The 17,185-nt window shown below is 70.1% G+C and carries 22 protein-coding genes and 1 other RNA gene; 7 read left to right on the top strand and 16 right to left on the bottom strand.

Going from position 1 to position 17,185, the window contains the following annotated elements; all coding sequences use genetic code 11:
* Positions 1 to 63 precede the first annotated feature (63 nt).
* Both ABZU46_RS12010 and ABZU46_RS12005 read right to left on the bottom strand, forming a co-directional pair.
* Positions 64 to 339, bottom strand: coding sequence for a hypothetical protein (locus tag ABZU46_RS12010; RefSeq protein WP_354856636.1), 276 nt, complete (start codon positions 337 to 339; stop codon positions 64 to 66).
* Positions 336 to 602 carry a hypothetical protein gene (locus tag ABZU46_RS12005; protein ID WP_354856692.1) on the bottom strand — a complete coding sequence of 89 codons (267 nt, stop codon included), beginning with the start codon at positions 600 to 602 and terminating at the stop codon, positions 336 to 338. Before ABZU46_RS12005 ends, ABZU46_RS12010 begins: the two co-directional genes overlap by 4 nt.
* Positions 603 to 877: 275 nt before the next feature.
* Between ABZU46_RS12005 and ABZU46_RS12000 the strand changes: the two genes are divergently transcribed.
* The 3 genes from ABZU46_RS12000 to ABZU46_RS11990 all read left to right on the top strand — a co-directional run bounded on the left by ABZU46_RS12000 (position 878) and on the right by ABZU46_RS11990 (position 2,173).
* On the top strand, positions 878 to 1,684 hold the full coding sequence (locus tag ABZU46_RS12000) for a helix-turn-helix transcriptional regulator (RefSeq protein ID WP_354856633.1): 807 nt from the start codon (positions 878 to 880) through the stop codon (positions 1,682 to 1,684).
* Positions 1,671 to 1,862: a DUF397 domain-containing protein gene (locus ABZU46_RS11995; protein ID WP_354856631.1), complete on the top strand. Its 192-nt coding sequence runs from the start codon at positions 1,671 to 1,673 to the stop codon at positions 1,860 to 1,862. Before ABZU46_RS12000 ends, ABZU46_RS11995 begins: the two co-directional genes overlap by 14 nt.
* A gap of 119 nt (positions 1,863 to 1,981) precedes the next feature.
* The gene (locus ABZU46_RS11990; protein WP_354856628.1) at positions 1,982 to 2,173 is read left to right on the top strand and encodes a DUF397 domain-containing protein; all 192 of its coding nucleotides are present in this window, start codon (positions 1,982 to 1,984) and stop codon (positions 2,171 to 2,173) included.
* A 52-nt stretch (positions 2,174 to 2,225) separates the two neighbouring features.
* On the opposite strand, the gene ABZU46_RS11985 is transcribed toward ABZU46_RS11990, so the two are convergent.
* The gene (locus tag ABZU46_RS11985) at positions 2,226 to 2,357 is read right to left on the bottom strand and encodes a hypothetical protein (RefSeq protein WP_354856627.1); all 132 of its coding nucleotides are present in this window, start codon (positions 2,355 to 2,357) and stop codon (positions 2,226 to 2,228) included.
* Positions 2,358 to 2,560: 203 nt separating this feature from the next.
* On the opposite strand from ABZU46_RS11985, the gene ABZU46_RS11980 reads away from it, so the two are divergent.
* On the top strand, positions 2,561 to 2,977 hold the full coding sequence (locus tag ABZU46_RS11980) for a hypothetical protein (protein ID WP_354856625.1): 417 nt from the start codon (positions 2,561 to 2,563) through the stop codon (positions 2,975 to 2,977).
* Between the two features lie 197 nt (positions 2,978 to 3,174).
* Here ABZU46_RS11980 and ABZU46_RS11975 read toward each other — a convergent pair whose 3' ends face one another.
* From ABZU46_RS11975 to ABZU46_RS11960, 4 genes are all read right to left on the bottom strand, one after another.
* Positions 3,175 to 3,738 (bottom strand): hypothetical protein, encoded by a 564-nt coding sequence (locus tag ABZU46_RS11975; protein WP_354856623.1) that lies wholly within the window; start codon positions 3,736 to 3,738, stop codon positions 3,175 to 3,177.
* 667 nt (positions 3,739 to 4,405) lie between these two features.
* An RNA gene (gene rnpB / locus ABZU46_RS11970) (RNase P RNA component class A) lies at positions 4,406 to 4,822 on the bottom strand.
* Between the two features lie 149 nt (positions 4,823 to 4,971).
* Positions 4,972 to 5,358 carry a hypothetical protein gene (locus tag ABZU46_RS11965; RefSeq protein WP_354856621.1) on the bottom strand — a complete coding sequence of 129 codons (387 nt, stop codon included), beginning with the start codon at positions 5,356 to 5,358 and terminating at the stop codon, positions 4,972 to 4,974.
* Positions 5,355 to 5,639 carry a hypothetical protein gene (locus ABZU46_RS11960; protein WP_354856620.1) on the bottom strand — a complete coding sequence of 95 codons (285 nt, stop codon included), beginning with the start codon at positions 5,637 to 5,639 and terminating at the stop codon, positions 5,355 to 5,357. Before ABZU46_RS11960 ends, ABZU46_RS11965 begins: the two co-directional genes overlap by 4 nt.
* Positions 5,640 to 5,731: 92 nt before the next feature.
* Here ABZU46_RS11960 and ABZU46_RS11955 point away from each other — a divergent pair, with 92 nt between their 5' ends.
* Positions 5,732 to 6,493, top strand: coding sequence for a sulfite exporter TauE/SafE family protein (locus ABZU46_RS11955; RefSeq protein ID WP_354856618.1), 762 nt, complete (start codon positions 5,732 to 5,734; stop codon positions 6,491 to 6,493).
* A 124-nt stretch (positions 6,494 to 6,617) separates the two neighbouring features.
* Here the strand turns inward: ABZU46_RS11955 and ABZU46_RS11950 are convergent, their stop codons facing one another.
* Positions 6,618 to 7,850 carry an MFS transporter gene (locus tag ABZU46_RS11950; protein ID WP_354856616.1) on the bottom strand — a complete coding sequence of 411 codons (1,233 nt, stop codon included), beginning with the start codon at positions 7,848 to 7,850 and terminating at the stop codon, positions 6,618 to 6,620.
* Positions 7,851 to 7,904: 54 nt separating this feature from the next.
* On the opposite strand from ABZU46_RS11950, the gene ABZU46_RS11945 reads away from it, so the two are divergent.
* Positions 7,905 to 8,360 carry a MarR family transcriptional regulator gene (locus ABZU46_RS11945; RefSeq protein WP_354856613.1) on the top strand — a complete coding sequence of 152 codons (456 nt, stop codon included), beginning with the start codon at positions 7,905 to 7,907 and terminating at the stop codon, positions 8,358 to 8,360.
* 94 nt (positions 8,361 to 8,454) lie between these two features.
* On the opposite strand, the gene mctP is transcribed toward ABZU46_RS11945, so the two are convergent.
* The 7 genes from mctP to ABZU46_RS11910 all read right to left on the bottom strand — a co-directional run bounded on the left by mctP (position 8,455) and on the right by ABZU46_RS11910 (position 15,199).
* A complete protein-coding gene (gene mctP, locus ABZU46_RS11940) occupies positions 8,455 to 10,104 on the bottom strand; it encodes a monocarboxylate uptake permease MctP (RefSeq protein WP_354856612.1) in 1,650 nt (549 codons plus the stop codon).
* On the bottom strand, positions 10,104 to 10,346 hold the full coding sequence (locus ABZU46_RS11935) for a DUF3311 domain-containing protein (RefSeq protein WP_354856610.1): 243 nt from the start codon (positions 10,344 to 10,346) through the stop codon (positions 10,104 to 10,106). Before ABZU46_RS11935 ends, mctP begins: the two co-directional genes overlap by 1 nt.
* A gap of 176 nt (positions 10,347 to 10,522) precedes the next feature.
* Entirely contained in the window at positions 10,523 to 11,683 is a 1,161-nt protein-coding gene (locus ABZU46_RS11930) for a bifunctional RNase H/acid phosphatase (protein ID WP_354856607.1), read from the bottom strand.
* Positions 11,684 to 11,686: 3 nt separating this feature from the next.
* Positions 11,687 to 12,424, bottom strand: a complete 738-nt coding sequence (locus tag ABZU46_RS11925; protein WP_354856603.1) for a C4-type zinc ribbon domain-containing protein — start codon at positions 12,422 to 12,424, stop codon at positions 11,687 to 11,689.
* Positions 12,414 to 13,256, bottom strand: coding sequence for a Nif3-like dinuclear metal center hexameric protein (locus ABZU46_RS11920; protein WP_354856690.1), 843 nt, complete (start codon positions 13,254 to 13,256; stop codon positions 12,414 to 12,416). Before ABZU46_RS11920 ends, ABZU46_RS11925 begins: the two co-directional genes overlap by 11 nt.
* Positions 13,257 to 13,380: 124 nt before the next feature.
* Entirely contained in the window at positions 13,381 to 13,953 is a 573-nt protein-coding gene (locus tag ABZU46_RS11915) for a flavoprotein (RefSeq protein WP_354856600.1), read from the bottom strand.
* 16 nt (positions 13,954 to 13,969) lie between these two features.
* Positions 13,970 to 15,199 (bottom strand): helix-turn-helix domain-containing protein, encoded by a 1,230-nt coding sequence (locus ABZU46_RS11910; RefSeq protein WP_354856598.1) that lies wholly within the window; start codon positions 15,197 to 15,199, stop codon positions 13,970 to 13,972.
* Positions 15,200 to 15,448: 249 nt separating this feature from the next.
* Between ABZU46_RS11910 and ABZU46_RS11905 the strand changes: the two genes are divergently transcribed.
* Positions 15,449 to 16,120, top strand: a complete 672-nt coding sequence (locus ABZU46_RS11905; RefSeq protein WP_354856687.1) for a bifunctional DNA primase/polymerase — start codon at positions 15,449 to 15,451, stop codon at positions 16,118 to 16,120.
* Between the two features lie 319 nt (positions 16,121 to 16,439).
* Here the strand turns inward: ABZU46_RS11905 and ABZU46_RS11900 are convergent, their stop codons facing one another.
* Complete coding sequence (locus ABZU46_RS11900; RefSeq protein ID WP_354856685.1) at positions 16,440 to 17,162, bottom strand: FAD:protein FMN transferase; 723 nt, start codon at positions 17,160 to 17,162, stop codon at positions 16,440 to 16,442.
* Positions 17,163 to 17,185: the final 23 nt, after the last annotated feature.

Below are 17,185 nucleotides of genomic sequence, written 5' to 3'. Positions count from 1 at the left end.
GGGGCGGATGCCACATTGAGCGGTATACCTCAGAGGTATGAATATGACTCTGAGGTATACCGCTCAGAGCCGATGTGACCGGCGACGCCGACGGGCGACGGACATCCAGCCGAGGAACCGGGCGTGGAGCGCGGGTAGATCCGGGCGCAACCCCAGTTCGTACGTGTCGTCGATCGCCTCCCGCATGGACGCGGCCAGGTAGAACGCCAGGGCGATCGAATGGCCGTAGAACTCGGCGGCGAGGGCGAGTTGGGCCGGGCCGCACGGCCAGGGCGCGGCGCAGTTGCGACACCGCCACGCCGGGCGCACCGGCAGGTGCGGGCGAGGGCGCGCGATCATCCGACCCGCACCGGGTCTCGCCGGCGTTTGGCTGGCCTGATCGGTGCGACGGGCAGGGCCTGCCACCGCACGCCGGCTCGCCTCACGTACAGCTCGCGCCGCGCCACCGCGTCGCCCGCCGCGTTCAGCTGGTAACCCTCGATCCAGACCCACCCGTCGTACGTGTGCCGCTCGGGCAACTCGCGGATGACACGTACGAAGATCGGGCGCAGAAACTGCACGCTGGCCGCAGTGGTCAGGTGGACCACATCCCCGGCCTTCATCTTGCCGATCTCCTGGGGTTTGTCGTCGGGCACGGTCTTCCCCTTGGCGCCGTTGGGAGGGTGCCGCTCCCGTGAGTGCTCGCCCGTCGGGAGCGGCCCCGCTACGAACGCGACCGCCGGGTTTCGTGGTCCCTACCGGCCGCGCCGCCTGGTGACACTCTGCTGCCAGGCCACTACGCTCGGAAGGCGTTCCAGGTGTCCGGGCCGGAGCTGGCGGGAGAGGCCCCAGGGGTGTGGCACCTCGGGTAGTCGATCTCCGATTTGAGGAGCGTTGAATGGCTGACGTGCCCAGTCCCCTCGCGGACTTCATCGTGAGCGAGATCCGCCGTGCTCGTGGAGCATCCGGGATGACGCAGGAGTCGTTCGGCCGGGCGGCGGGCTTCAGCGCTTCGCATGTCAGCGCCGTGGAGAGCGGTACCCGAGCGCTGACGATGGACTTCATCCGGGGAGCGGACCGCGCCTTCAACAACGACGGGTTGTTCGGACGCCTGGTGGTGAAACTCGGCGCACCGTCATGGTTTCTGCCGTGGCTGGACGCCGAGCGTGGCGCGCGACAGCTTTGTCTCTTCGAGCCACTACTGATCCCGGGCCTACTCCAGACCGAGAACTACGCCCGCGTCGTGATGCGCTTGAACGACCTCATGTCGGCCACCGAGGTCGACCAGCAGGTAAGCGCTCGCATGAGCCGACACAAGATCCTCACCGGCGATAGCCCTCCGCAGGTGGTGGCCGTGCTGGATGAGTCCACGCTCCGCCGCGCCGGCGATGAGCACGCCGGCATCATGGCCGAGCAGGTCGCTCACCTCATCACCGTCGCCGAGTTGCCGCACGTTCACATCCACGTGATCCCGGCCGGCGCTGGCCTCCATATCGGGCTGTCCGGGCCGTTCGCGCTGGCGCGGGCTGGCGACGGGTCCTGGGTCGGGCACCTCGAAAATCAGCTAGGCGGGATCGTGGTCGACAACGAAGATGGGTTACATACTCTCCAGACGAGGTGGGAGAACGTGAGGAACGAAGCACTCCCGCGCCGACAGTCCAACGAGCTGATGAAGGAAGTGCACAGCCATCATGGACCTCACTAACGCCACCTGGCGCAAGTCCCGACGCAGCGGTTCGTCTGGGGGCAACTGCGTCGAGGTCGCCGACAACCTGCCCGGTGTTGTCGGCGTCCGGGACAGCAAGGACCCTGCCGGCCCGGTCCTGACCTTCGATCCGGCAGCTTGGCGGGCGTTTGTCAGACAGGTTGGCGCGCAGTACTGACTGACGCCAGACGCGCGGAAGCGTTGCTCCGGGCCAAAGCGTCCAATTCGCAAGCGCCCGCAACGAGGCTCTACCGCGCCGGCAGTCCATCGACCTGCTGAAGGAAGTTGAGAGCCATCATGGACCTCAGTAACGCTCGGTGGCGCAAGTCCACCCGCAGCGGCGCTAGCGGCGGCAACTGCGTCGAAGTGGCAAGCAACTTGCCCGGCGTCGTCGCCGTCCGGGACAGCAAGGACCCTGCCGGTCCGGCCCTCGCGTTCGGCCCCTCGGCCTGGCGGGCGTTCGTCACCCATGTCTCTGAACGGCAGTAACCGACGCGAGTCACCTGAGCACGCCCTTGGCCGCTGGCGCGAGCGCGACGCCCTACGCCTCCAGTGCCGTGGCTGTGGCCGCGACGGCGCCGTCGGGGTTGTCGAGCATGATGTTGTCGCCGACGTCCGGTACGGCAGCCACCGGCACGCCCGCATCAGTCAGCTTCTCAGGTCCATGCCCCATATTGGGCGGCTGGCGGCAAGGAGTTGCGCTAGCCGAGCTTGACCGCCCGCTCCTCCGCTTTGCGGATAAGTTTTCGAGGGATTCGTCGCCAGGACCGCGTGGAGCGATGCAAGGCACCTTCCGAACTGGCGGTCCGGGAGCCCTCCTCGGCGAGGCCGGATGGATGTACGGTCCATCGCCATGAGCTATATAACCTGATCTTCGTGCCCCGAAGTGACGACCAGTCCTGGGATGACGCGTTGGAAGCGGCAGAGGAGGCCGACAGCGACGAGCGTCCAAGGGGCGAGGTTTGGGCCCGACTGGTGGTGGCGGCGCGGCAGGTGCTCGGTGAGGTTTCCGTCTACGAGGGGTCCCACAACTACGAGCTGACCCACGAGCCGACTGGCATCCAGGTCAGCTGCTACGCGGAAGCGGCTGGGATCACGGCACCCTACTGGTACCGAGGCGGCGATGCTCAGGCGATCGTCACGGCGATGTATCAACCCGGCGAGGCCGTCGAGGCAGTCACGGGCCTACCCGGGTACGACCCCCAGCTGGAGCTGCCGTTGTCCGATGCGCTCGCGCGGCCGGAGCTTGCCGTCAGGGTCTTCGATGAGATCGCTGAGCCCTTTGCGGAATGAGGAATCTCCAGTCCCAGCAATAACTGAGTGACTATCTGGGTGACGACGGGTACGAGCGGCGGCGGACGTCCACGGACGATCCTGGACGGTTGCCGCAGGTACAGGCCCATTGACAGCGCAGGTCAGCGAGCCGTGTTGGTTGCCTGGGGGTCAAGGGGTCGACGAGGACCAGGTCCAGGCCGTCGCAGGGCCCGCGGTTAGTATCCGCGCTTCAGTCTTTCATACATTCCCGCGGCTAGCTCAACAAACGCGGAGCTACGGTTATACCTGCGGAGTGTTCGCTCAAGTGCCTCTCGGTCGGGAATGCCGTGCTCTGGATCGGTCGGGATCTCCACGTCCCGCAGGTATCTGTCAATTGCAACGTCGATGGATTGTTCATCTGATATCGGATACGGCGATGATGCCTGCATGATTCCATACGAGCCCCGAGGGAAGACCGCACCCTTGATGTATTCGAGTCTTCTGAACCACGACGGCCTCTGCAAATTTTCTGTATAGAGAATAGCGAGCAGCAGGTCTGCATCGGCTCCAGCCTTTTCAGATCTAGACCTGGAATACTCGACTAAATGAGCCGGAGCCTCGCGCTCTGCAATGTCGAACAGATCTCCAGGTCCGTATCGATCGCGCGTTCCATTCAGCACCACCACGCCGATTACTGCGACGAATATCGCTGTCCACAGCGCCTTAAAGAATTCATCAACGGGCGGGACTACGAAATCGAAGGGGCCCGGACCTAGCCCACCGAGAAGGGCTGCCCCCACGGACAGCATCGTAAGTGTGAATTGTAATAGAGTGTCGGCGCTCCAGAGTTTGCGCGACCCGTTTCGAAGCACTCGAATCATGGGAAGTCCGTGATTCAGGTAGCTATGCCCTATACCGACAATAGCTGCCACCGCCAACGCGGGAGCATGTTCGCGGGCAGCGGTCGTTGACATCAGCAATGACACGAGGTAGACCGGGCACAGTATAAAAAAAAGATACCGTTGGACGGATCTATTAATGATTAGGCCGTAGGTTCTTGTCATTGTGACGTAATTAGACGGCCACTCAAGCCGCACCGCTCTATAGAAGACATACAAGAGGGCAGTACCGACTAAGCCGCAAAGTATCGCGAGAGCGACATCTCTCACGTGTTCACCTCCCCATACGGCATACAAGGTAACGGAGAGATGCCACGCCCGTAAGCACGTGACAGCGGCCTAGCTACTGGACCGCCAGTGTGCCCGACACGTGCCCGATCTAGCGGTCAACATCGGCCAACAACGGCACCCAGGGCGGTCTCCGACCCCATCGCTGCGTCCCCTCCGGGCCGCCCCTGGGCCGTCGCTGGGCCGTCAAGCGCCGACCAAAGATGACCGAGGACGACCAGCAGCACCGAAAGAAACGGCAGGTCAGCCACCATGCAAGGGTGGCTGACCTGGTGGGCGACGGACGAGTCGACCTGTACGCCGGATTCTGTGCGCGGCGCGTACCCCGAAGGGGTTTGCGCCGGCGGCGGCCATCCATCTCGGCCTGCCGTTGCCGACAGGCTCTAGCGGCCTACCCGCAGACATCGGGCGGGCAGCCCTCAAGCGTCTGCGCCGGGTCGTCATCTTGCGGTGACGGCCCTTGCTTGGCCTTGCTCCGGGTGGGGTTTACCGAGCCACCCCGGTCACCCGGGGTGCTGGTGGGCTCTTACCCCACCGTTTCACCCTTACCGTCCCCGTTGGGGTCGGCGGTCTGTTTTCTGTGGCACTGTCCCGCGGGTCGCCCCGGGTTGCCGTTAACAACCACCCTGCCCTGTGGAGTCCGGACGTTCCTCGGCGGCGGGCCGAAGCCCGCCGACGCGGCCGCCCGGTCGACTCGTCCGTCGCCCTGTCATCCTAACGACGCCGCTCGCGCGCCTATTGCCGCCCCGCAGGCGGTGCCCGCGCAGACCTGCCCCGCAGTCGGGCCTTCGACAGACCCGGCCCGCACGGCAGCGCGCGTGGAGACGGACATTGGGTAGCGACCGGTCAGTTCACGCTGATCGTCACGACACCGGTTCCGGCGTACGCCTTCGGCAGCTCGGTGAGGACCGGACGCCCGGTGGGCCACTCGGCGTCGGGACGTCCCAGGGCGGCGGCATGGGCTAGCTGCCAGTCCACACCTTGACGTAGCAGACGCCCCACCAGCAGAGCGGTCGCGTAGCCCAGCTCGACGACCTCCAGCGCTGGTAGGGCACCGATGTGCTCTCCCAGGGCCGGGCGGGCGGAGGTGGCCGCGGCAAGGCAGAGCGCCGGCACCTGGACGTGCCGCCCCGCACCCCTGTGTGCGGTGACCACGAGCCCGGAGAGCGCCGGGTTGCCGGCACCGAGTGCGAGCAGCGCCGTGTGGTCGAGGATGACCGCGGCCTCGGTCACGCGGCCCGCCGGCCGTCTTCGGCTAGAGATTCCGGGACATTGCCAGCCTCGACGGCCGCCCAGACGTCCTCGCCCCGGGTGAGGTCGTCGGCGCCGAGGTCGGAAGCGATCTTGAGTCGGACGTACTGCTCTGCGCGCGCCGCGCGGTCGCGCAGTTCGTCGGCGGTCAGTGCCGCCTGGGTGAGTTGGGCGACGAGGTCTCGCATGGTCGTTCCACGTTCGTTCGCCAGGAGCGCCAAGCGGTCGCGTACCTCGGTGTCGACTTTGATCGTGGTATCCACGACCGGAGTATACGACCGGTATACCGCTGCCCTGTTCCGCCTCGCCGGCCAGCTCACGACGGGTTCGGCGCGCGTACTAGCCTCGTGGGGCTATGGATCTCTCCCACGCCGCGCTGCTGCTCGCCGCCGGTCTCGCCGCTGGCACGGTCAACGCGGTGGCCGGTGGCGGTTCGCTGATCACCTTCCCGGCGATGATCGCGGTCGGGTTGCCGCCGGTGCCGGCGAACGTGAGCAACTCCGTCGCCGTGTTCCCCGGGTACGTGGCCAGCGTGGCGGGCAGCCGGCAGGACCTGCCGCGCCCTCGGGCGCTGGCCACGCTGGTGCCCACCACCATCGTGGGCACGATCGTCGGGGCGCTGCTGTTGCTGGCCACCCCGGCCCGCGCGTTCGAGCTGGTCGTACCGTTCCTGGTGCTCGGCGCGACCGCGGTCCTGGCCTTCCAGGACCCGCTGCGCCGGCTGGTCGGTCACCCCCGCGACCTGTCGCCACGGCGGCGGACGGTCGCGGTGCAGACGATGGTCGCGCTCGGCGCGGTGTACGGCGGGTACTTCGGCGCGGCGCTCGGGGTGATGCTGGTCGCCGGCCTGGCTCTGGTGCTGGACGCGACGCTGGCGCGGGTGAGCGCCATCAAGAATCTGCTCTCCGCATTGGTGGGGCTCACGACGCTTGTGGTGTTCGCCCTGTTCGGCCCGGTGAACTGGGCGGCGGTCGCGGTGGTCGCGCCGGCGACGCTGATCGGGGGGTACGCGGGCGCCCGGCTCGTCCGTCGGCTGCCGCCGGTGCTGCTCAAGACGCTGATCGTGGTGTTCGGTACGACGATCGGCCTCTACCTGCTCTGGCGTGCCCTGCACTGAGCGGCGTCAACGCCAAGATCCGCGCAACTTCCGGGATGTTGCTGCCTCAGCGAGCCCGGAGGCAGCAATATCCCCGAAAGTGCGCGGATCTCGAACGGCGCAGCGGACCGGCGGGAGCCGGGGGTCAGTACGCCTCGCCGACCGGCTCCTCGGCGGTGTTCTCGGCACTCGCGGCGCTGCGGTTCCAGCGGGACCACAGCACCCGCTCGCCGTAGCCGGCGGCCATCACGTGCGCGAAGGCCAGGTAGACCAGCACACCGACGGCGAGCACCCCGAAGCCGACCCAGAACGGCAGCGACAGCGAGCGCTCGGCGAGCTTGCCGGAGATGATCGGCGCGGGCGCGGCGGCGCCCCAGCGGACCAGGTTGAACGCGCCGGTGGCAAGCCTGCGGTCGCTGGAGCCGAGGCCGAGCGCCAGGTCGGTGAGGTTGGCGTTGGCCAGGCCCATGCAGAGGCCGGCGAGCACGAGCACCACGAGCGCCTCGGCGGTGCTGGTGGAGGTGGCGAAGAGGACCATGCAGACCAGCAGGCCGGCGATGGCCACGCCGACGGTCTGCACCGCGCCGATCCGGTGGGCCAGCCGGTGGCCGATCACCAGGATGCCGGTGGCCAGGCCGAGCCCCCAGCCGGTGAACGCGAGCCCCAGCGGGACGACGTCCAGGCCGAGGAAGAGCGGCGTGTAGCCGAGCACGACGAAGAACACGAAGTTGTACGCGGCGGTCACCACGCAGAGGGCGATGAACGCCGGTCGGCGGTAGGTGGCGAAGATCTGGCCGACGCGTACCGGGGCCTGCCGGTTGGTGGGTTCGCGCAGCTTACGGGCGGCCACGCCGAGGGCGAGGACCATGAACACGCCGCAGACGAAGAACGGCAGCCGCCAGGAGACCTGGCCGAGCAGGCCGCCGATCAGCGGGCCGACGGCGAAGCCGAGACCGAGGGCGGTTTCGAAGAGGCCGACCACCCACTCCCGGTCGACGGCCAGGTTGACCAGCACCACCATGGCGGTGGCGAAGAACATCGCGTTGCCCAGCCCCCAGACGCCGCGCAGCACGGACAGCTGCACGATGTTGTCGCTGAACGAGGCGAGGATGGCGGCCAGCCCGACCACCGAGACCCCGGTGATCAGCACCGGCTTGAACCCGAACCGGCCGCTGGCGAGAGTCGCCGGGATCATGCCGAGGGCCATGACCGCGATGTACGCGGTGAACAGCAACTCGACCTGCCAGGCGGTGACCCCGATCGCGTCGCCGATGGCCGGCAGGATCGGATCGACCACGGCGATGCCGGCGATCGCGAGGAAGGCCACCAGTGTGGTGGCGTAGATGGCACTGCGGTTTGGTTCGGATGACCGATCCACTCCGACTCCCCAATTAGCTGTATCGTACAGGTACTTACGCTGTATCATACAGCTATGAGCGACGACCACGAGAGCACCCTCGGCCGGATCGAGACCGAGGTGGCCCTGTTGATGCGCTTCGGCGAGGCCACCCGGCGGGCCACCGGCACCGCCGAGCACCGGGTGCTCGACCGCGCGGCGTACGTCATCCTGCGCCACCTGGACGCCGCCGGCCCGCAGAACGTCTCCGCCCTCGCCGCGCGACTCAACCTGGACGGCTCGACGGTGACCCGGCAGGTCTCCGCCCTGCAACGCGACGGCCTGATCGTCCGCGCCCCCGACCCGACGGACGGCCGAGGCACGGTCATCTCCCCCACCCCGGCCGGGCTACAGCGGATGGCCGCCGTGCAGGCCGCCCGCACCCGGCTCTACGGCGACATGCTGGCCGACTGGAGCGCCGAGGACCGGGCCGCCCTGGCGACCCTGCTGGGCCGCCTCAACCAGGCCCTGGTGAACCGCAACCGCCGCTGAGCCCGCCTCCCCGGTGGCGTGCGCCCGGACGGCGCGCCAACGCCCCACCGTCGCCCCGGGCGCCGACCTCGCGGCGGGCGCCCGGGGAACGGGGTCAGGCGACCGGTTCGCGGGCCGAGTCGGCGTCGCGGTCGACGCCGGGGGTGATGCGGGGGTCGCCCTCGTCGGCGAAGTAGTCGTCCGGCGTGGTGCCGTCGACTCCCTCGGGCGCCTTGGCGGCCCGCAGGATCAGCGTCAACAGCGCGGCGACCGCCAGGTTGACCAGCACGGCCACGATGCCCACGTAGATTGTCTTGGGCGTGTCGAAGCCGAACTTCTCCAGCGGGAACGCCGACCCGCCGAAGTGCTTCCGGGTGGGGCTGGCCACCTGGTAGAGCATCCACATGCCGAGCCCCATCCCGGCGACCCAGCCGGCGATCAGGGCGGTCCGGTGGAACCAGCGAGTGTAGAGGCCCAGCGCCACGGCCGGCAGCGTCTGCAGGATGATCACGCCGCCGATGAGCTGGAGGTCGATCGAGAACTGCGGGTCGAGGAACACGATGCAGGCCACGGCCCCGACCTTGACCACCAGCGAGGCGATCTTCGAGACGTTCGCCTCCTGCGCCGGGGAGGCGTCCCGCTTCAGGTACTCCTTGTAGATGTTGCGGGTGAACAGGTTCGCCGCCGCGATCGACATGATCGCCGCCGGCACCAGCGCGCCGATGCCGATGGCGGCGTACGCGACCCCGGCGAACCAGTCCGGGAACTGCTGGTCGAACAGCAGCGGCACGATCGTGTTGTTGTCGACGCTGCCGGCCGACGCTCCCGCCAGCGGCTTCACCCCGGCCGCGATGGCCATGTAGCCGAGCAACGCGATCAGACCGAGCAGGAGGCTGTACGCCGGCAGCGCCGACATGTTGCGCTTGATCACGTCGCGGTTCCGGCTGGCCAGCACGCCGGTGATGCTGTGCGGGTAGAGGAACAGCGCCAGCGCCGAGCCGAACGCCAACGTGACGTACTGCAACTGGTTGTTGCCGTTGAGCAGGATGCCGTCGTTCGGGTTCGGTGACGCCTGGAACTTCGCGTCCGCCGCGTCGAAGATGTCGCCCCAGCCACCGAGCTTGTACGGCAGGTAAATGACCGCCACCAGGATCACGATGTAGATCAGGCTGTCCTTGACGAACGCGATCAGCGCCGGAGCGCGCAGCCCCGACTGGTAGGTGTACGCCGCCAGGATCGCGAACGCGATGATGATCGGCAGGTGCCGGGCCAGGGTGCTCTCACCCGTGACGCCCATCGTCTTGAGGACCGCCTCGATGCCCACCAGTTGCAGCGCGATGTAGGGCATCGTGGCCACGATGCCGGTGATCGCGATCAGCAGCGCCAGCACCGGCGAGTCGAACCGCGTACGGACGAAGTCGGCCGGGGTGACGAAGCCGTGCCGGTGCGAGACCGACCAGAGCCGGATCAGCACCAGGAAGACCAGCGGGTAGACGACGATCGTGTACGGCACCGCGAAGAACCCGGCCGCCCCGGCTCCGAACATCAACGCCGGCACCGCCACGAAGGTGTACGCGGTGTAGAGGTCACCGCCGACCAGGAACCAGGTGATCCAGCCGCCGAAGCTGCGCCCGCCCAGGCCCCACTCGTCGAGGTGCGCCATGTCCTTCGGCCGCCGCCACCGCGCGGCCACGAAGCCCATCGCGCTGACCAGCAGGAACAGCAGGGAGAAGACGATGATCTCGGTGAGATGGTCACGCCACATCAGTGCTCACCCCGCTTCTTGGTCATCTGGTAGACCAGCGTCGTCGTGGAGACGCCGAGCAGGATCCAGGCCAGTTGCAGCCAGTAGTAGCGCGGGAACCCGAAGATCCGGGGCGCGTCGCCGTTGAAGAACGCCGGGATCAGCGGCACCACGATGGGGAGAAAGAGCAACCAGTTCCAGGGACTGTGGTCCTTCGCCCGGGTTGGCGCCGTGGTGGGCGCCTCCGGTTCCGGTGCAGGCATCTGACACACCTCCGGGGAGTCGAGGCACTCGATGTAACGGCCGGAGGCTACGACTCTGTGACCGCCGTCACGATCAGCGCGCGGACGGCTCTGCGCCGAACGGCGCACCGGCTGCGCCGAACGGCGCGACAGTTCCGCTGGCGGGCGAGGTGCGACGGGTGCCGGAGGGGCGCGGCTCAGGCGGCGGGCAGGTGCGCGGTGTCGTTGACCGTGCGGACCGCGATGCCGCCGTCGGGCCACATGTCGAGCACCGAGATGCCGGCCGCGTCCAAAAAGAGCCGGTGCAGGAAGGCGTCGCTGGCGGCGAGGGCGTCGCGCAGCGCCAGCTTGATCGGCGAGACGTGCGAGACGACCACCACGGTCTCCCCGGGGTACGCCGCCGGCAGCGCGTTGACGACCCGATGGACGCGTTCGGCCACCTGCGTGAACGACTCGCCGCCCGGCGGGGCGATCCGCGGCGAGGCGAGCCAGGCGTCCATCTCCCCCGGCCACTCCTGGCGTACCTCGGCGAAGGTGCGCCCCTCCCACTGCCCGAAGTCGCACTCGATCAGGTCGGTCTCGGTGCGGACCGGCACGTCACCGAGCGCCCCGGCGATCGCCGCGGCGGTGGCCGTACACCGGGACAGGGGTGAGCTGAGCACGGCCGCGACGGACGGGGCCAGCGCGGCCACCCGGGCGCCGGTGGCGCGGGCCTGGGCCCGGCCGCGCTCGGAGAGCGGCACGTCGCCGCGGCCGGAGTAGCGGCCCTGCTCGGTGTACGCGGTCTCGCCGTGCCGCACGAGGATCAGGCGGGTGGCCGTGAAGCTCGGACGGGGCTCCCAGGAGGCCGGCGCGGTGGCCGGATCGCTGCCCGTCGACGCGCCTCCGGCCGGGGCGCTGGCCGAGGCCGGTGCGCCGAGGGAGGCCGGCGGCGGGGTGGGCCGGCCGGCGGCGGCGTCCATGGCGGCGTTGGCCAGCGCGTCGGCGTGCCGGTTCTGCTCGCGGGGGATCCAGGTGAAGCGGACCGCGCCGAAGCGGCCCACAAGCGTGGCCGCCTGGGCGGCGAGCGGGCGCAGGCCCGGGTGCTTGATCTGCCACCGGCCGCACATCTGCTCGACCACCAGCTTGGAGTCCATCCGGACGTCCACCTCGGCGGCGTTCAGCTCGGCGGCGGCCCGCAGACCGGCGATCAGGCCCTGGTACTCGGCGACGTTGTTGGTCGCCGTACCCAACGACTCGGAACGCTCGGCGAGCACCTCGCCGGTCTCCGGGTCCCGCACCACCGCGCCGTAGCCGGCCGGCCCCGGGTTGCCCCGGGACCCGCCGTCGGCCTCGACGACGACCACGCGCGGCGCCACGACCTACAGGCCCGACTCATTGGTACGGACCATGATCCGCCGGCAGTCCTCGCAGCGGACCACGTCGTCCGGGGCCGCCTTGCGGATGCGGGCCAGGTCGGCGCCGGAGAGGTCCAGCCGGCAGCCGCCGCAGCGGCCCGCGGTGAGCAGCGCCGCGCCCAACCCGGTGTCCGCGCGGATCTTGTCGTAGAGGGTGACCAGCTCGGCCGGGAGGTCGGCCGCGAGCGGCTGCCGGGCCCCCCGCTTGAACTCCTCGTCCTTGGCGATCTCGGCCAGCGCGTCGTCACGGCGCTGCTCGGTGGCGGCCCGCTTCTCCCGGGTGTCGGCCAGCCGCTGCTCCACGCCGTCCAGCACGCCCTGCGCGGTCTCCCGCTGCTCCATCAGCTCCAGCTCGGCGTCCTCCAGGTCGCCCTGGCGCCGGTTGAGCGAGGCCAGCTCGTGCTGAAGCGCCTCCAACTCCCGGGCCGGGCCGGTGCCGGCGGCGAGCCGGTTCTGGTCCTTCTCCTTGCGGGCCCGCACCTGCTCGACGTCCTTCTCCAGGCGGGCGATGTCCCGGTCCAGGTCGTCGACCGCAACCTGGGCGCGAACCCGCTCGTCCTCCAGCGACGACAACTCCCGGGCCAGCGCCTCCAGTTCGGCCCGCTCCGGCAGCGAGCGGCGGCGGTGCGCGAGCTGGGCGAGGTTGGTGTCGATCGCCTGAAGGTCGAGCAGGCGGCGCTGGACCTGGGGGTCAGCCTTCACGGTCGGGCTCCTTGTCGTCCACAACGGGTGCGGCGGCGTGCATGGTCCACGGATCGGTGTCCAGGTCGGACACCAGCGTCTCGACGCCCGGCGCCTCTCGCAGGAGGGCGGCCAGGTCGTCCAGCCACGGTCGTTCGGTCGCCCAGTGGGCGGCGTCGATCAGGGCGGGACCATCGGCGGCGAGGTGCTCGCTGGCCGGATGGTGCCGCAGGTCGGAGGTGAGAAACGCATCCACCCCGGCGGCGGTCGCGGCGCCGAGGAAGCTGTCCCCCGACCCACCGCTGACGGCGAGGGTACGAACCCTACGCCCGGGATGCCCCGCGGCGCGAACTCCCCAGGACGTGACGGGGAGCACGGCGGCGGCGTGCCGGGTCAGCTCGGCGAGGGTCATCGGGCGGGGCAACTCCCCGATCCGGCCGATGCCCCGGTCGTCGCCGTGAGCGGCCGAGCCGGCCGCCGGCCGCTGCAACGGGCGCAGGCCGGTCAGGCCGAACCGGGCGGCGAGGGCGTCGGAGACGCCGGGGGACGCGACGTCGGCGTTGGTGTGCGCCACGTACAGCGCCACGCCGGCCCGGATCAGCTGGTGGACGATCCGCCCCTTGACTGTCGTCGCAGCGACCGAGGAGACCCCCCGCAGCAGCAGCGGGTGATGCGCGACGATCATGTCCGCGCCGACGGTCAGCGCCTCGGCGACCGTCTCGGGCACCACGTCGACCACGCAGAGCACCCGGCGGACCGGGGCGGTCGGCTCGCCGAGCACCAGGCCGACGCGGTCCCACTCCTCGGCCCAGCTCGGCGGATAGCGCCGTTCCAACTCGGCGACGACGTCCATCACCGTGGCTGTGGATGCGCTGATGCTCACGGCGGGCCAGCTTACCGGCGCGGGGACCTTCGGGCGGCGACGCCCGGCCCGGCCGCGCCGGTCTGTCGACCCGTGGGAGGCGACCGGCGGGCGCTCAGGCGGCCCGGTACGCGACGGTCCGCAGCGCGGCCAGCGGCATCTGCCAGGGGAACGCGTGCAGATGCTGCTCACCCGTCCCGGGCGGGTGCAGGGCGACCACATGATCACCGAAGAGCACCGTGACGCCCCAGTCGGCCAGCCGGGCCACACCGGCCCGGAACGCCGGGTGGGCGGCCATCGCGACATTGGTGTACGGCACCGCGACGATCGGAACGCCCTTGCCCTGCGCCTCGACGAGCAGCCCGAGAGCGAGGGTGTCGGCGATGCCGGCCGCCCACTTGTTGACCGTGTTCACGGTCGCCGGGCAGACGATCATGGCGTCGGCCGGCGGCAGCACGTCCGGGTCGCCGGGATTCTTGTAGTGCGTCCGCACCGGGTGGCCGGTCTGCCGGACCAGGGCCGGGCGGTCGACGAACTTGGCGCCGTCCGGCGTGGTGATCACGCAGACGTCCCAGTCATCCGACTGGGCCAGCTCGACCAGACGGCCGACGTGGCGGGCCAGCGGCGAACCGCAGGCGATGACGTAGAGCACCGCACGGTGCTCGCTGGTGTGTGGTGCGCCGGTCATCAAGCCGGCTCCGCGCTCATACCCCTACTCCCATGTGCTCAGCCAACTCCGCTACCGGAGAAGGCGGCGCACCACGTGTGCGACGAAGGACGTCCGACATCACCTCGTGGGCGATCGGCCGGCAGCGGATCTCCGACGGCGCGAGCCGATCGCCGAGCAGCAGCATCTCGCCGGCGTTCGCCACGTCGCCGATCTGGGCGTACCCCCGGGCGATGTCGAGCAGGTGGTGGGCGCGGCGCTCGGGCAGCAACGCATTGAACGCGGGCTCCAGGATGCGTACCTGGTGCACCTCCACCGCGCGGCCCCCGTCACCCAACTCGACGGCGGCGGCGGCCCGGTGCAACTCGACGTTCGTCGGGCCGAACGAGGTCCAGTAGTGGTTGTGGTCGCCGCCGAGCAGGGTGGCGGCCTCCTGCGCGCAGTTGATCAGGTCGTCGACGCTGGCCGAGTCGCCGATCCGGGACGCGGCCATGGCCCCCTGCAACAGCAGCATCCCGTAGACCGACAGCCGGGCCGGGGAGACCTCGTTGCTGCCGCCGGGAGCCAACCGGTTGGCGATCTGGACGTTCAGCTCCAGCGCCGGCCGGGCCCGACCCATGGCGACCAGGGCGTTGCAGACCCGGGTGGTGGCGATGCCGGCCAGCAGCGGGTCGTCGGCCCGCTGGGCCACCGCCATCGACCGGTCGGCGGCCAGCCAGGCCAGCTCGCACTCGCCGAGCTTGCGCAGCACCGACGAGGCGATCTGGTAGACCTGCCCGAGCAGGTGGGCCGCCTCCGGCGCCTGCGCTCCCCCGTAGGCGGCGTCGGCCGCCTGAGCGTCGCGCAGCAGCTTGGGCAGCGCCCGGGTGAGCATCCCGTAGCGGCCGTACTGGTAGGTGAGCCAGGCGTGGTTGACGGCCTTGCGCATGTCGTCCAGCGGAGGCGGGTACGGCACGGCGTCGAAGTAGGCGCTCATCGAGTCGTACCGCTCCAGGGCGGCCCGGATCTCCTGCACCTCGACCTGGTCGATGCAGTTCAGCGCGTCGGTACGCCGCTCCGGGTCACGGCCCAGCAGCAGTTGCACGTCCATCTGCAGGATGTCGGCGATCTCGTAGAGGACGGAGAACTTGTCCAGCCGGCGGACGCCCCGCTCGACCTTGTCCACCCAGCTCTTCGACTTGCCCAGACGGTCCGCGAAGACCTGCTGCGACATCTTGCGTCGCCCCCGCCAGTAGGCCACTCGCCGTCCAATGGGTAGCTCGTCCATCTCCCCATCCCTCCCCTGCCGCCGCCACCCATCGGTTGGCGGCGATGTCCGCGGGTGCGGCGATCCGTCGTTCGTCTTGCAGTTTTCGCTGGTCGCACAGCCTGTACGTCAGCCGGACAGCCAGTCCTCGTACTTTTCGTGCAAGTTGCACGAGCCGTTCGTCAACCTCAACGATCGTGGGTTACGGCAGTGACGGTGCTCGACATGCGACCTGGCGTTCGCCGGGCCCGACGAGGGGAGATGGCACACATGTGGGGGAACGTCGTACCGCGCGTCGCCGAACTGTCGCCGCTGGAACGCGTCCGGCTGCGCCGGGTCGCCATCCGGTACGCCGTACACGGCTGGGAGGTGACCCCCGGCGCCTGCCTCGCCCGCAGCCGGTTCGTGTGCGGTCGGGCCGGCTGCCCCACGGTGGGCTGCCACCCCGCCCTGGAGAACTGGGAGCTGGCCGCCACCACCGATCCGGCCCGGGTGGCCACCTGGTGGCGCACCCGCCCGCACGGCGTGCTGCTGCCCACCGGCCGGACCTTCGACGTGCTGGAGGTGCCGGCCCACCTCGGCCGGCACGTGCTCGACGCCGTGCAGGTCCACCCGGCCGGCACCGGCGTACGCGGGCCCGTGCTGGTCACCCCCACCGGCCGGTGGATGTTCCTGGTCCGCCCGGGCGACCCGCTCCGACCGGAGTTGGAGCACTGCTTCCACGTCGTCCGGCACGGGCCGGGCTCGTGGATCCCGGCGCCGCCCACCCGGCTGCCCGAGGGGACCGTCCGCTGGGCGGTCGCCCCGGAGCAGGCACGCTGGCGGCTTCCGGACTCCTACCTGGTGCAGAACACCCTGATCGAGGCGCTACGGGCCAGCGGGGTGACGCTCGCCCCCGACCTGCTCCCGGGTCACCTGCCCCTGCCCCGCCGGGGCAGGTGACCGGGCCCCGGCCGACGATTCGATCCGGTGACCGACAGCGTCGCCGGACGGCCGGTGCTCGTTGAGCAGGTGACAGCGCGAACGCGCGCCACGAACGGGGGAACGATGTCCACGGACGACAGGTCGCCGTATCCCGGCGGCACCGAACCGCCCCGTCGCAGCTATCCGCGGCACCGCTGGGCGGGCACCCGCCCGGCCGGCTCGCGCCCCGGGCGGCCCCGCCCCACCGGCACCCGCCCCGCCGGCACCCATCGCCCGCTGCGCTAGACCGTCTCTCCGGATCGTCGCCGGCTCGCGCCCGGATCCAGAAGACACGCGTCTAGACCGTCAGCGGAAGCGCGGTGGAGTGGAACTGGCGGGCGTCGTCGGTGACGACCGCGTGGGTGTGGTCGCCGAGACGGTCCAGCCAGCCGATCCCCGCCGCCCCCATGGCCAGGGCGGCGGTGGCGTAGGCGTCGGCGACGCCGAGGTCGCTGCCGACCACGGTCACCGAGCGCAGCCCGCTGGCCGGCGCGCCCCGCCGGGGGTCCAGCACGTGCCGACCCCGCTCGTAGACCCCCGAGGTGGCCACGGCCAGATCGGTGCCGGCGAGCACCAGACACGTCGCCATCGCGTCCCAGGGGTGCCGGATGCCGATCCGCCACGGCTCCCCCGTCGGCGAGAAGCCGCGGACGCGCACGTCACCGCCGGCGTTGACGCAGTGGTTCGCCGCGCCGGCGGCGAGCAGCCGGTCGGAGGCGACCTGCGCCGCCCAGCCCTTCACGAACCCGGACGGGTCGAGCCGCCCGGTGGCGTACGCGTCGAAGAAGCCGTCGGTGGCGCCCCACAGGTCGGCGCACGCCTCCAGGACGAAACGCAGGTCCGCCGACGCCTCGGAGAGCAGCACCTCGCCCCGGTCGAAGCGGCACACCTCGCTGTCGGCCTTGTACGTGCTGAAGCGGCCGTCGACCTCACGCATCCAGGCGAAGACGTCATCGGCCAGTTCGTGCAGGCGGCCCGGTGGCAGGTCGTCGGCGAGGTCCAGGGTGATCGTCGTACCCATGATCTGCTCGACCCGGCAGAGCC

Source organism: Micromonospora sp. NPDC005197, assembly GCF_040608295.1.
Classification (GTDB): Bacteria; Actinomycetota; Actinomycetes; order Mycobacteriales; family Micromonosporaceae; genus Micromonospora.
Note: the sequence above shows the minus strand (reverse complement) of the source record. Positions and strands in the feature narration are given on the sequence as shown.

What these genes read in the sequence shown, in the direction of transcription:
- ABZU46_RS12010 (WP_354856636.1), bottom strand. Translation starts at nt 339, where the DNA reads ATGATCGCGCGCCCTCGCCCGCACCTGCCGGTGCGCCCGGCGTGGCGG.
- mctP (WP_354856612.1), bottom strand. Translation starts at nt 10,104, where the DNA reads ATGTGGCGTGACCATCTCACCGAGATCATCGTCTTCTCCCTGCTGTTC.
- ABZU46_RS11955 (WP_354856618.1), top strand. Translation starts at nt 5,732, where the DNA reads ATGGATCTCTCCCACGCCGCGCTGCTGCTCGCCGCCGGTCTCGCCGCT.
- ABZU46_RS11990 (WP_354856628.1), top strand. Translation starts at nt 1,982, where the DNA reads ATGGACCTCAGTAACGCTCGGTGGCGCAAGTCCACCCGCAGCGGCGCT.
- ABZU46_RS11900 (WP_354856685.1), bottom strand. Translation starts at nt 17,162, where the DNA reads ATGGGTACGACGATCACCCTGGACCTCGCCGACGACCTGCCACCGGGC.
- ABZU46_RS11945 (WP_354856613.1), top strand. Translation starts at nt 7,905, where the DNA reads ATGAGCGACGACCACGAGAGCACCCTCGGCCGGATCGAGACCGAGGTG.
- ABZU46_RS12005 (WP_354856692.1), bottom strand. Translation starts at nt 602, where the DNA reads ATGAAGGCCGGGGATGTGGTCCACCTGACCACTGCGGCCAGCGTGCAG.
- ABZU46_RS11935 (WP_354856610.1), bottom strand. Translation starts at nt 10,346, where the DNA reads ATGCCTGCACCGGAACCGGAGGCGCCCACCACGGCGCCAACCCGGGCG.
- ABZU46_RS11995 (WP_354856631.1), top strand. Translation starts at nt 1,671, where the DNA reads ATGGACCTCACTAACGCCACCTGGCGCAAGTCCCGACGCAGCGGTTCG.
- ABZU46_RS11915 (WP_354856600.1), bottom strand. Translation starts at nt 13,953, where the DNA reads ATGACCGGCGCACCACACACCAGCGAGCACCGTGCGGTGCTCTACGTC.
- ABZU46_RS11910 (WP_354856598.1), bottom strand. Translation starts at nt 15,199, where the DNA reads ATGGACGAGCTACCCATTGGACGGCGAGTGGCCTACTGGCGGGGGCGA.
- ABZU46_RS11920 (WP_354856690.1), bottom strand. Translation starts at nt 13,256, where the DNA reads ATGGACGTCGTCGCCGAGTTGGAACGGCGCTATCCGCCGAGCTGGGCC.
- ABZU46_RS12000 (WP_354856633.1), top strand. Translation starts at nt 878, where the DNA reads ATGGCTGACGTGCCCAGTCCCCTCGCGGACTTCATCGTGAGCGAGATC.
- ABZU46_RS11905 (WP_354856687.1), top strand. Translation starts at nt 15,449, where the DNA reads ATGTGGGGGAACGTCGTACCGCGCGTCGCCGAACTGTCGCCGCTGGAA.
- ABZU46_RS11985 (WP_354856627.1), bottom strand. Translation starts at nt 2,357, where the DNA reads ATGGGGCATGGACCTGAGAAGCTGACTGATGCGGGCGTGCCGGTGGCT.